This window comes from Microscilla marina ATCC 23134 (assembly GCF_000169175.1).
GTDB lineage: Bacteria > Bacteroidota > Bacteroidia > Cytophagales > Microscillaceae > Microscilla > Microscilla marina.
Window position 1 is genome coordinate 231,653 of record NZ_AAWS01000004.1, and the last position, 12,062, is coordinate 243,714.

Annotated in this window: 11 protein-coding genes; 5 read left to right on the plus strand and 6 right to left on the minus strand. The window is 39.4% G+C overall.

Annotated elements, in window-relative coordinates; all coding sequences use genetic code 11:
* Nucleotides 1–43: 43 nt before the first annotated feature.
* From M23134_RS04880 to M23134_RS04895, 4 genes are all read right to left on the minus strand, one after another.
* Nucleotides 44–901: an alpha/beta hydrolase family protein gene (locus tag M23134_RS04880; protein ID WP_002694305.1), complete on the minus strand. Its 858-nt coding sequence runs from the start codon at nucleotides 899–901 to the stop codon at nucleotides 44–46.
* Between the two features lie 36 nt (nucleotides 902–937).
* Nucleotides 938–1,396 carry a DUF1569 domain-containing protein gene (locus tag M23134_RS04885; protein ID WP_002694307.1) on the minus strand — a complete coding sequence of 153 codons (459 nt, stop codon included), beginning with the start codon at nucleotides 1,394–1,396 and terminating at the stop codon, nucleotides 938–940.
* A gap of 85 nt (nucleotides 1,397–1,481) precedes the next feature.
* On the minus strand, nucleotides 1,482–2,000 hold the full coding sequence (locus M23134_RS04890; RefSeq protein WP_002694308.1) for a DUF4442 domain-containing protein: 519 nt from the start codon (nucleotides 1,998–2,000) through the stop codon (nucleotides 1,482–1,484).
* Between the two features lie 216 nt (nucleotides 2,001–2,216).
* Nucleotides 2,217–2,774: a TetR/AcrR family transcriptional regulator gene (locus tag M23134_RS04895; RefSeq protein WP_002694309.1), complete on the minus strand. Its 558-nt coding sequence runs from the start codon at nucleotides 2,772–2,774 to the stop codon at nucleotides 2,217–2,219.
* Between the two features lie 231 nt (nucleotides 2,775–3,005).
* On the opposite strand from M23134_RS04895, the gene M23134_RS04900 reads away from it, so the two are divergent.
* The 5 genes from M23134_RS04900 (at nucleotide 3,006) to M23134_RS04920 (ending at nucleotide 10,459) form a co-directional block, all read left to right on the plus strand.
* Complete coding sequence (locus tag M23134_RS04900; protein ID WP_002694310.1) at nucleotides 3,006–3,728, plus strand: LolA-like protein; 723 nt, start codon at nucleotides 3,006–3,008, stop codon at nucleotides 3,726–3,728.
* A gap of 143 nt (nucleotides 3,729–3,871) precedes the next feature.
* Complete coding sequence (locus M23134_RS04905; protein ID WP_002694311.1) at nucleotides 3,872–4,618, plus strand: outer membrane lipoprotein-sorting protein; 747 nt, start codon at nucleotides 3,872–3,874, stop codon at nucleotides 4,616–4,618.
* 127 nt (nucleotides 4,619–4,745) lie between these two features.
* Nucleotides 4,746–7,862: a WD40/YVTN/BNR-like repeat-containing protein gene (locus tag M23134_RS04910; RefSeq protein ID WP_232296776.1), complete on the plus strand. Its 3,117-nt coding sequence runs from the start codon at nucleotides 4,746–4,748 to the stop codon at nucleotides 7,860–7,862.
* Between the two features lie 2,019 nt (nucleotides 7,863–9,881).
* Nucleotides 9,882–10,070 (plus strand): hypothetical protein, encoded by a 189-nt coding sequence (locus tag M23134_RS04915; protein WP_002694314.1) that lies wholly within the window; start codon nucleotides 9,882–9,884, stop codon nucleotides 10,068–10,070.
* Nucleotides 10,071–10,201: 131 nt separating this feature from the next.
* Nucleotides 10,202–10,459: a hypothetical protein gene (locus M23134_RS04920; protein ID WP_002694316.1), complete on the plus strand. Its 258-nt coding sequence runs from the start codon at nucleotides 10,202–10,204 to the stop codon at nucleotides 10,457–10,459.
* A 92-nt stretch (nucleotides 10,460–10,551) separates the two neighbouring features.
* Here the strand turns inward: M23134_RS04920 and M23134_RS04925 are convergent, their stop codons facing one another.
* The gene (locus tag M23134_RS04925; RefSeq protein ID WP_002694317.1) at nucleotides 10,552–10,743 is read right to left on the minus strand and encodes a hypothetical protein; all 192 of its coding nucleotides are present in this window, start codon (nucleotides 10,741–10,743) and stop codon (nucleotides 10,552–10,554) included.
* Nucleotides 10,744–11,003: 260 nt separating this feature from the next.
* A complete protein-coding gene (gene panB, locus M23134_RS04930) occupies nucleotides 11,004–11,834 on the minus strand; it encodes a 3-methyl-2-oxobutanoate hydroxymethyltransferase (protein ID WP_045113013.1) in 831 nt (276 codons plus the stop codon).
* Nucleotides 11,835–12,062 lie beyond the last annotated feature (228 nt).

The following is a 12,062-nucleotide window of genomic DNA, read 5'->3' on the forward strand; positions in this document are numbered from 1 at the left end:
GAGAATCCTTTATTTATGATTTTCCCATCAAATGATGGATGTATTATGCCTGAATTACTACCTGAGCATTGAGCCATTCTACACTGTCAGCCCAAAGCGAATCCTTAAATTTTTCTCTGAAAAAGCCAAAATGATCAATTCGATTGACACCTAAATCCTGAGGAGCCAGGTGACGATGCGTAATATCCGCTTTGTTGTAGCGGTTGAGCAATGCTTTTACTGCCCTGATTGGGGCATATCCATCATCGGTAAAACTCCACGAAAGCAAGGGTACTTCCAGTTCGCTGTGTTGCTTGGGTACTTCAAAATCATACGCAAACAAGTAATCGGGATGGCTTCCCCATTGGCTCCACTCTATTGCCACTCCTTTGGGCAGGTTTTCAAACATCCCCAGTTTTTTTGCCGGAAAATAACCAAACAACTTAGCCAGGTAGGGAAGCATATACTTCCAGAAAAACTTAAGTTTAGTCCTGCCTTTATCCCAGTAAGCCCAGTTGCCCACTTGCGAAGCTACCAGCATAATTGCCTGTACCTTTTGGCAAGAAGGAGCCAACCCTAATGCTTGCCCACCTACACTGTGTCCTATAGCAGTGAGCGGCAAATTGGGGTGTTGTACAGTGGCGTATTCGATCATTGTATTGACATCTACAATGCCCCACTGGTGAATACTTGCCTCAAAACCTCGCAACGATTTTGGGCTTGACCCACCAATGCCACGATAGTCGTAACTGTATACTTGAAACCCTTCATTTGCCAAAAATGCAGCAAACTTATTATAGTACTGTCTGAGTACTCCCATTGCGGAGTTAATCATTACCACCGCTTTAGGAGCGCCTGCCGGGTTAAACGATGTAACCGCAAGCGGGTGGCCATCAGGGGTTGTTATTTTTAATTCTTGCATCAGTGTTGTGTGTGAATGAATATTGTTGGTTTTATTTTACATCAAGTCAAATTGCTTCAAATGATGACGGTAGTGTTTGTTGTGCAATCGTTGTAATTCGTCAAAAGACAATGCCCCCATAGTTGGATTATAAGGTTGTAAGTCAGGGTTTTGTGCAAAAGCCTGATAGAACCATTCTATAGCCTCAATCGCTGCTTCACGGGCTTCGTCAAAAGTAGCATAGTGCAGACCTTCCAGTTTACCTGTCTTTGTATCATTCTTTTTAAACTCCCCTTCATTGACAAAAGCCTTAAACTTGAGTTGTCCTTCGGTAGGTTCAGCAGGTGGAGCGCCGTATTGTTTGACACTTGCTTTAGTGATTTTAGCCAAGTGTTCGAGCATGTGTTGGGCAGTCATCATACCCCACTGAGGGGTTGCATCTACTTGAAGGTTTTGGAGTATGTTGGGTACTTGAGTAGTCAAAAACTCCCGATGACTGACAGTTGTGTTCATCATAGTATATTGTGTTTTGTTGATTGGTTATTCATTCTTATGAGCTTAAGCCAATAGCCGTTTTTGACTTTTAATTACTTGTTGCTATTTACTTAGCTGTTTCCATCGCAGGTTTTTTCTTATTTTTAGGAATCCATGCCCACAACATCTCACATTCTACAGGTACCACCCCTGCCTCATCAGTTACCACCACTTTTACCAATACCTCCCCTTTGTCTTCGCTGTGTAGCAATTGTCTTTGTTCGGGGGTAAGTGTCGCAATTGCTTTCATTGCGCCTTGCGATCGTTTTACATAATTTACCTTCATTGTTTTCATCAAAGGCAGTTTGTCATCCGGCAGGTTCATGCCTACCATCATTCCTGTAGCAGTTTCGGCAAGTAGTGCAGTAGCTGCGGCATGTATTTGTTTGATATGATTGCGAACTTTCTTGCGGTTCTTGAGCGTAATTATTACCTCTTCAGTGGTCATTTTTTCAAACCTGATTCCAGCCGTTCCTACAAATGGCACAGTGCGCCCTATAGTCCAGGAAAGCAAAGGTTTGTACCAGGATTTAGGGTAGCTTTCCAGCTTTTTTACCGCGCGTTGTAATCTATTAGGCTTTGTCATATTAATTTATTGAATAGTCATTAAAAAATATATAAGCTTTATTGTTCTTACTCTGTGCTTTCTTTCAGGTTTTTCAACAATTTTACACTTATGGGTATATTTTGTAAATAAATTTATTGAACAGTCATTCAATTTTTAATGCAAAAAATAATTGTCAAACTGCTATTTGTCTCCAAGTTCTAAAAAACAATTTAACAATCATGGCTTACTTATGGGCTAATCGAGTAACCTCGCTCCCCTGTCAAGGGCTTTAAAAAAATACTTGGGATCGTTATAGAGCCTCATCAACATAATGCCACCCTCTACATCCTGCACTGCTTGTTCAGCTTTTTCTATGGCAATGGCTTCTACATATTTTTCTTTGAGCAAATGGGCATTGGCGGCAATCCAATCATCAAAAAAGGCACGTATAACCGGGATAAACTGTGGTTGATCTTGTACCATCTCTAATACCGTGTTTGCCATAATACAGCCACCTTCGGCTCTTAAGAAGACATCTCTGGTGATCTCTACCATTTCGTTGAGTCGTTCACGTACTGGTTTATCTTCTTGATAAGCAATACAAAACACCTTACGGTTAAAATACCCATGTACTGCTTTTAGTATTTCTTCCAGCAAGTGTTCTTTACTTTTAAAGTAATAGTAAAACAACGATTGTTTAATGCCGCAAGCTTCTGCCAGCTTTTTAATACCTGTATTGTAATAACCGTCTTTTCGAAATACTTCCAGACAGGTAGATATCATCTCCTTCTTTACGTCAGTATTCTTAGACATAACATTTAATATAAAGTGATTTTTCTGATAGTCGCACAATTATTTATTGAACGATCATTCAAATTTATAAAAACTTCTCTGAAACTCAAAAAATATCTTTTGGAAGTAGTGTAAGGTTGAGGCTTATTTGATTTTTTTTGATGAAACTGTAATAATAATTAACCAAGTGTGACTAATCTTTCAGATATTTAACACCAATCAAACCCATTTTATAAAACTTAAATTACTCTAATGAAAAAATATTTTTCTTTATTAATAGCCTTGTTGCTGATAAATGCCGGAGTTTGTGTGCAAGCCCAAACAGTAGACAAAATATTGAATAGTTATTTTGAAAATACTGGAGGAAAAGCCAAATGGAATAAACTGAACTCGATGATTATGGAGGGAAAAGTAGAGGCGCAAGGGCAGCAATTTCCGGTAAAAATGTATAACCAACGTCCTAATTTTCAGCGTATGGAAATGGTGTTTCAGGGCAAAACTATAGTACAACGTGCTTATGACGGCAAAGATGCCTGGGCGTCTAACCCTATTGCTGGCAAAACGGTAAAATTGCCCGAAGAACAAGCCAAAGAGTTAGCCGAAGATATGTTCGAGCCTGCTTACCTTAATTATAAGACCAAAGGGCATAAGATAGTGCTTGATGGTAAAGAAGAGATAGAAGGTACTGAGTGTAACAAGCTAAAGTTAACCAAAAAGAATGGCGACGTAGAGTACTTGTTTTTTGACACCGAAAGCAATGTATTATTAATGCAACGAACTACCGTAAAACAAGGGCCTTCTAAAGGTACCCAAATAGACTCTTTTATGAGTGACTACAAAGAAGTAGGTGGTTTGATGATACCTCATGCTTTGACTCAAAAGATGGGTACCAACACGTTTACAGTTACTATGGATAAGATTACGTTGAATTCTAAGATTGATAAGAGCTTGTTTTCTTTCCCCAAAAAGAAATAAAATAAACACTCAATAAACATTTGACTCCCTTTAATCAGCTACTTGCTCCTTTTATTGGCAGGTTTACCCACTTACAATGGCGGGGAAGTGTTTTCATTGGTAGTTTTAGTGATAGATTAAATCATTAGATACACACTACAATAATGAAAAAACATACCTGGGTTATTCGTGGAATTTTATTGGGAGTTTATTGCCTGGTGGCACAATTGACTTATGCCCAAACACTCAAAGAGGTCATTGCATTGCACCAAAAGAGTGTGCAAACTACTTCGAAGTCAAAGCTTACCTCTATGGTACTCAAAGGTACAACTACCATGGGAGGGATGGAGTTTGCGACTCAAGTATATCGAAAAGCACCTCATTTTTTTAAGGTGGAGGTGACTATACAGGGCAAAACTCTGGTCAATGCGTATGATGGGGTCAATGCCTGGAAAATTTACCCTTTTCCAGGAGGCAGTGATAAACCTCAGTATATGGCAGGCGCCGCAAAAACAAGTACAATCATAGATGCTGACTTTGACTATGAGTTTATCAATGCCGCTAAAAAAGGACACAAGGCAACCTTGGAAGGTACCGAAGAGGTAGAAGGCACTACTTGTTATAAAATAAAAGTGGTGAGAAAAGACCAACAGGTAAAGGCTTTCTTTTTGGATACAGATTCAGGGGTTTTGATTATGGTAAGAGGCAAGTCGGTACACCCAATGAAGCCTGATGTATTGGTAGAAAAAGAAACTTACCAAAGCGATTTCAAAGAAGTGGAGGGTTATATGATTGCCCACTATATGGAAGAGCGTATCGATGGAAAAGTAATTGCCAAAATGCAGTTTGACAGCGTTCAGGTAAATGAAAAAATCTCTAATAAAATATTTACATTTTCTGAAAAGCAATGAGGTATTTGATGTTGTCAAACGGAGCAGTAGATATAATATAAATAACAATTGTCAGGCAATGAAGTAGCGAAGGCATACTTGGTTGCCTGACATTTTTTTTGAAAAAAGAAACTTAAACTTCTCTGAAATGAATATCATACAAAAAACCAAGTGGGCAATGCTTGTTTGGTGTGGAGTGCTATGGGCTGGAATGATTACTACCTACGCCCAAACCAAAAAGCCGCTTAAAGGAGGTAAAATATTTGGAACGATGCAAGCGCGTCATATCGGACCAGCAGTAATGAGTGGGCGGGTAAGTGATATTGATGGGGTAAACAGTGACCCTAAAACTTTTTATGTAGGTACGGCGGGCGGCGGAGTATGGAAAACCACCAGTGGAGGTGTTAACTTTCGTCCTGTTTTCGACAAGCACTCACAATCTATAGGTAAGGTAACTGTTGACCAGCAAAACCCTAAAACTATTTGGGTAGGTACTGGCGAGCCTTGGGTACGCAATAGTGTATCGGTGGGTACAGGTTTGTATAAGACTAACGATGGAGGTAAAAACTGGAAGTTGATGGGGTTTAAAGACTCAGAACGTATCAGCGAGATTATTGTACACCCCAAAAACTCTGATATTGTGTATGTGGGAGTATTGGGGCATTTGTGGGATGCACACAAAACCCGTGGAGTGTATAAAACCGAAGATGGAGGCAAAACTTGGAAACAGTTGTTATATGTAGACGAAAATACTGGATTGGCTGATATGGCAATGGACGCCAAAAACCCAGAGGTAATTTATGCTTCTATGTGGCAGTTTCGTCGCTCTCCTGACTTTTTTGAGTCTGGTGGCAAAGGCAGTGCCTTGTATAAAACAACCGATGGAGGCAAAACCTGGAAAAAAATCCACAATGGTTTTCCTAAAGGCATATTGGGGCGTATGGCTGTACAATCGGCTCCTTCTAAACCAAATATAGTGTATGCTACTGTAGAGTCAGAAAAGAGAGCAAAAAATGGTTTGTATAAGTCTACCGATGGTGGCGCTAACTGGAAGCTGATTAATACTGATTTTGGGGTAGTAGTACGTCCTTTTTATTTTGCTCGCTTGGTGGTAGACCCAAAAGACGAAAATAAAGTCTTTAAAATGGGGCTAAACCTCATTATAAGTAAAGATGGTGGCAAGCGTTTCCGTACGGTGGGCAGTGGTGTACACTCTGACATGCACGCAGTGTGGGTAAATCCACAAAATACTAAGAACATATTGGTAGGCACTGATGGTGGCGTGTATCAGTCGTTTGATGATGGAATGTTTTTTATGCACTTGAAAAACCTTCCAATCTCTCAGTTTTACCGCGTAAGCGTAGACAATGAGCGCCCTTATAATGTGTACGGAGGCTTGCAAGACAATGGGAGTTGGGTAGGTCCTTCTCGCTCGTCTAATGGCGTGCAAAATCGTGACTGGAGTAACCTGGGAGGGGGTGATGGTTTTGTTGCAATGCGTCATCCTAAAAACAAAAACCTGGTATACTGCGAAATGCAAGGGGGTAAAATGTGGCGTTATAACCTAAGTTCTGGGCAACGAAAGACTATTACTCCAATGCCTCAGCAAAACGATCCTAAATATCGTTTTAACTGGAACACACCTGCCATATTAAGTGTACACAACCCCAATAGGTTGTATATGGGGAGCCAGTTTTTGCACATTTCAAATGACAATGGTGAATCGTGGAAAAAAATCTCGCCTGATTTAACTACCAATAGCCCCAAACGACAACGACGTGCATCGGGTGGGCTTACACCCGACGTATCGGCTGCCGAAACCAATACTACTATTTTTACAATTAGCGAATCGGTACTGGACGAAAAAGTGATATGGGTAGGCACTGATGATGGTCACCTACAGGTGACTACAGATGGTGGTAAAAACTGGATGAACACTACACCTAATATTAAGGGGTTACCCAAAAACACTTGGTGTAGTAGTGTAGAAGCCAGTCGTTTTGATAAAAACACAGCGTATGCTACTTTTGACGGACATCGTACTGGAGACAAAAAAGCGTATGTATACCAAACGACCGATGGGGGTAAAACCTGGAAGCCGCTTGCTACAGCTGATATTAAAGGCTATGCCCATGTGATTCGTGAAGACCTGAAAAGCCGTGATTTATTATTTTTGGGTACTGAGCTGGGCTTGTATATAAGCATAGATCAAGGCAAGAATTGGTCACGTTTTAAAAACAATTTGCCTATGGTAAGCATTCGTGATATGGTATTACAAGCCGACGAAGATGACCTGGTAATGGGTACGCACGGACGGGGTATTATTATTATAGATGATATTTCTCCTTTGCGAAAAATAACTCCTGAAATAGCTAGTAAAAAACTTTACTTTCTAAAGTCTAAGCCTATCATCATCCGCTCTTTGGGTGGAGGGCAAGAGTTTCCTGGAGCAGCCGAGTTTGTGGGTGAAAACCCTAACCCTGCTGGAAAAATCATCTATTTTCAGAAAAAACGCCACATTTTTGGTTCTATGAAAATAGAGATATTTGACGCTAAAGGTAATAAAGTGAGTACTGTGCCTGCAGCTAAAAGTGCAGGGCTCAATGTGGTATACTGGAATCCTCGTCTGAAGGCTCCGAAAACGCCCAAGGCCAAAACCTTTACTTTTGGGGCATTCAATGGTCCATTATTGCCCGAAGGTACTTATACAGTAAAGCTAACCAAAGGCAAAGACAAGTTTGAAACGACTATAGAGGTAAAAACAGACCCCAATTCACCTTACACCGCAGCAGACCGCAAGGCTTACCAACAAACTACGATGCGTTTGTACAACCTGATAGAAAAGTTGGCATATACTGCCAATGTAGTACAAACGATTATGAAAGATGCCACTGCTAAAGCTAAAAACGAGGCAAAAGGCAACAAACGTTTGGTGAAAAAGCTCAAGGCAATGTCAAATGAAATGGCCAAGTTTAACAGTGAGTTGGTGATTACCAGTGGCGACAATTATACAGACAGTGCTGAAGAACGTTTGAACGAAAAGTTAGCAGCATTGTATGGCGAAATTAGCGGCTACAGTGGTCGTCCGTCAAAAGACCAACTGCAACGTGTTGATGTATTGGAGAAAAAGGTAGAAGCTGCTTATCAGCGTATGTTGAAGATTAAAAGTAAAGAGCTGAAAAGTATGAATGACCGATTGGCAAAAGCCAAAATAGGAGAGATTAAAGTAAAAACTATGGAAGAGTTTAAGAAGAGCGATAAATAGGCATTTCTTTTACTGACACCTTATAAACAGGCCCTGTTCATTGAGTTGAGCAGGGTTTTTATATTTGTGGAAGAGTACTAAAGTAAAAAACGAGACCCTAACAGAATCTCGTTTTTCTTTCCTAACCACAAAGCTTATTAAATATCTTTGATTAATATATATTCAAACGAAAGACCAAAAGCGTTTTTGCTTAAAAACTATTTTGTAAGTAGTTGGTAGTCAGTGAAATAAAATTTAAATTTTCTGTTTTATCGAAAGTGAAAGAGGTGCAAAATAGCGGTTTTTATACGTTATCTCGTAATGATTGCGTTATTTCGTTAGTAGGGGTAATGTGATTGCCCTCATGTGTAATCGTTTATCGGAATGCTTGCTACATCATTTAGAAAACAACACCAGTACTACGCTCCGCGAAGGTCTTACCGCAGGGTGATCTGAGCAATGCTATTCGAAACCTAATAAACGACTTTTGTAAGACTTGTTGGAGTGGATTGGTCATACACAGATAAAACAGGAGAGCATTTCAGAAAGGCACTAAAGTAAAAAACGAGACCCTAGTAGAATCTCGTTTTTCTTTCCTAACCACAAAGCTTATTAAATATCTTTGGTTACTATATATTCAAACGAAAGACCAAAAGCATTTTTGCTTAAAAAATATTTTTTAAGTAGTTGGTAGTCAGTGAAATAAAATTTAAATTTTCTGTTTTATCGAAAGTGAAAGAGGTGCAAAATAGCGGTTTTTATACGTTATTTCGTAATGATTGCGGTATTTCGTTAGTAGGGGTAATGTGATTGCCCTCATGTGTAATCGTTTATCGGAATGCTTGCTCCATCATTTAGAAAACAACACCAGTACTACCCTCCGCAAAGGTCTTACCACAGGGTGACCTGAGCAATGCTATTCGAAACCTGATAAACGACTTTTGTAAGAATTTCTTGGTTGGCAATTGTTCCGTTATTCGCCGGAATAGCCAGGCTTATTGGTCAGGCTGGCGCCTACCCTCCGAGAAGGCCTTACCGCAGGGTGACCTGAGCAATGCCATTCGAAACCTAATAAACGACTTTTGTAAGATTTGTTGGAGTGGGTTGGTCATACACAGTGAAACAGGAGAGCATTTCAGAAAGGCACTAAAGTAAAAAACGAGACCCTAACAGAATCTCGTTTTTCTTTCCTAACCACAAAGCTTATTAAATATCTTTGATTACTATATATTCAAACGAAAGACCAAAAGCATTTTTGCTTAAAAAATATTTTTTAAGTAGTTGATAGTCAGTGAAATAAATTTTCATTTTTCTGTTTTATCAAAAATGGAAGCGTTACAAAACAGTAGTTTTTATACGTTATTTCGTAATGGTTGCGGTATTTCGTTAGTAGGGGTAATGTGATTGCCCTCATGTGTAATCGTTTATCGGAATGCTTGCTCCATCATTTAGAAAACAACACCAGTACTACCCTCCGCAAAGGTCTTACCACAGGGTGACCTGAGCAATGCTATTCGAAACCTGATAAACGACTTTTGTAAGAATTTCTTGGTTGGTAATTGTTCCGTTATTCGCCGGAATAGCCAGGCTTATTGGTCAGGCTGGCGCCTACCCTCCGAGAAGGCCTTACCGCAGGGTGACCTGAGCAATGCCATTCGAAACCTAATAAACGACTTTTGTAAGATTTGTTGGAGTGGGTTGGTCATACACAGTGAAACAGGAGAGCATTTCAGAAAGGCACTAAAGTAAAAAACGAGACCCTAACAGAATCTCGTTTTTCTTTCCTAACCACAAAGCTTATTAAATATCTTTGATTACTATATATTCAAACGAAAGACCAAAAGCATTTTTGCTTAAAAAATATTTTTTAAGTAGTTGATAGTCAGTGAAATAAATTTTCATTTTTCTGTTTTATCAAAAATGGAAGCGTTACAAAACAGTAGTTTTTATACGTTATTTCGTAATGGTTGCGGTATTTCGTTAGCAAGCGTTGTCCAATAAATTTATTATATTTAAGGCGAACCAATGCCATGAAAGAATATGACTATAGAAGAATTGAAGCAATTTTTTGATGAACGCCCTTCGTTGAGTGTCAATGGGGTAGGACAAGAAGCAGGACTCTCAAGTAGTTATTTGAGTAAAATTTTTTTAGAACAACGTCCTTTGTCACAAAAGACAACAGGTAAACTGCTTCCTGTATTAAAAAAATATGGGTATGCTTGTAAATAAATGGACGTTAAATTAAGACTTTTGCCTCTTTTCTACTATATTTGTATCACTTTTTCGGGTGAAAAAGTAGCCAATGGGATAGTTTGAGACCTGTCCCCATTGGCTTTTATTCACGTTAAACAACACGAACAATGCAAGGTACACAACCCTCATTGAATAGTCAAAGTATATCGTTACAAAACGATGCTAAAGTGCAATTAACTGCCCTCATTGATAACTTACAATATAGTTTGCAACGCAGACACGAAACCGTTTCGGCTTTGAGCCAAGATGCCCTCGAACACCTCAAAGAGCAAAATTCTCAACAAATCGAACATCATTTGCTTATGTTGGAAGATGAAATGCGTCTTGCTCGAAACGATTGGGCTTTGTTAGAGTGGTTGAGATAATGGGCTAATAAACAAAAACACCTTTTCAGACCACCACGAGGGTTTTTGAGAAGGTGTTGATTATATGGAAAAGAAACCGAGTAATACCTTAATTAAAATTGTTCTGCTTCTTGAATAATTTCTTCTACCAAGTGAAGCTTTTTATTTTGCAAAGCTTCTATTTGTTGTTGAAGTTCCTTCATTCGCTTCAATTTACCTTGTACTTCACTTGGGGCAGTAATGGCCCCTGTAATCCAGTACTCAGCAATTTTCATTTTTTCATCTTGATTCGCAAGCGTTTCCATAATTGTACGATTTATACATTCCTTAGGAATAGTACCAAAATAAATTTACATTTTTAACGTCATCTTTCGCTGACAGAATTCGTTAAAAAAACTTGACGTAGCGCTGCTATGCCGCCGTCCCGCAGGGCGGGCTCAACATCCACTGGATATTGCCCTGCCTATCCTGCCAACAAAATATTTTGGCGTTACTATAGAACTTTATTTTTACACCATTCCTTATAAATAACCGAAGTTGTTTTGCAAATCTAAATTACAGAAATTTATTTTTTATTCCAATAGCTTTCTTTCTCGTTAGGGAAGTCTTTTTTCTTAATATCGCTCACATAATTTTGAATAGACCCCGTAATTACAGAGTGTAAGTCGGCATAACGACGTAAAAAACGCGGTTTGAAGTCTTTATTTATTCCCAGCATATCTTGTAGTACCAATACTTGTCCGTCGGTATCAACCCCGGCTCCAATACCAATGGTAGGAACTTTCAAAGACTCAGATACTTTTTTGGCAAGCGGAGCCGGTATTTTTTCCAGTACTATTCCAAAACAGCCGCACTCTTGTAAAACAAGGGCATCTTGAATAAGTTTGGCAGCTTCTTCTTCTTCCTTGGCGCGCACGGTATACGTTCCAAATTTATAAATAGACTGAGGAGTAAGCCCCAAGTGTCCCATTACTGGTACACCAGCACTTAATACCCTCGTTACCGATTCCTTGATTTCGGCACCACCTTCCAGTTTTACTGCGTGGGCGCCCGATTCTTTCATAATACGAATAGCTGAGCGTAAAGCCTCCTCAGAGTTACCTTGGTAAGAGCCAAAAGGTAAGTCAACTACAATCAGGGCACGTTTGGCAGCTCTTACTACCGCCGATGCATGGTAAATCATTTGATCAAGTGTAATAGGCAAGGTAGTTTCGTGTCCTGCCATTACGTTAGATGCGGAGTCACCTACTAAAATAACATCTACTCCAGCGCCATCTACAATTTTTGCCAGAGAGTAGTCGTAAGCGGTAAGCATAGATATTTTTTCGCCTAAGGTTTTCATTTCCTGAAGCGAGTGAGTAGTTACTCGTTTGAGTTCTGCACTATATGTAGACATAAGGTGTTGGTTTTTTTTAAGTAATGTGATTGGGTCAGACACATGAGGCTTTGGTTAGCCAGTACCCAATAAAGTGATACAAATATTGATAAGAACAGAAGTTTTGGTTGGCTTGATGGTTAATTACTGCAATAAAACTACCTTTCCCCCTGTTTTCTGTGAGGGTCAAATGTAGTACAATTTATTGAGAAACCGAGAAAAGATTTGGCAAAGCCATCGGCTATGCAA

Coding starts and splice junctions, on each gene's coding strand:
- M23134_RS04880 (WP_002694305.1), bottom strand. CDS start 901: ATGCAAGAATTAAAAATAACAACCCCTGATGGCCACCCGCTTGCGGTT.
- M23134_RS04885 (WP_002694307.1), bottom strand. CDS start 1,396: ATGATGAACACAACTGTCAGTCATCGGGAGTTTTTGACTACTCAAGTA.
- M23134_RS04890 (WP_002694308.1), bottom strand. CDS start 2,000: ATGACAAAGCCTAATAGATTACAACGCGCGGTAAAAAAGCTGGAAAGC.
- M23134_RS04895 (WP_002694309.1), bottom strand. CDS start 2,774: ATGTCTAAGAATACTGACGTAAAGAAGGAGATGATATCTACCTGTCTG.
- M23134_RS04900 (WP_002694310.1), top strand. CDS start 3,006: ATGAAAAAATATTTTTCTTTATTAATAGCCTTGTTGCTGATAAATGCC.
- M23134_RS04905 (WP_002694311.1), top strand. CDS start 3,872: ATGAAAAAACATACCTGGGTTATTCGTGGAATTTTATTGGGAGTTTAT.
- M23134_RS04910 (WP_232296776.1), top strand. CDS start 4,746: ATGAATATCATACAAAAAACCAAGTGGGCAATGCTTGTTTGGTGTGGA.
- M23134_RS04915 (WP_002694314.1), top strand. CDS start 9,882: ATGACTATAGAAGAATTGAAGCAATTTTTTGATGAACGCCCTTCGTTG.
- M23134_RS04920 (WP_002694316.1), top strand. CDS start 10,202: ATGCAAGGTACACAACCCTCATTGAATAGTCAAAGTATATCGTTACAA.
- M23134_RS04925 (WP_002694317.1), bottom strand. CDS start 10,743: ATGGAAACGCTTGCGAATCAAGATGAAAAAATGAAAATTGCTGAGTAC.
- panB (WP_045113013.1), bottom strand. CDS start 11,834: ATGTCTACATATAGTGCAGAACTCAAACGAGTAACTACTCACTCGCTT.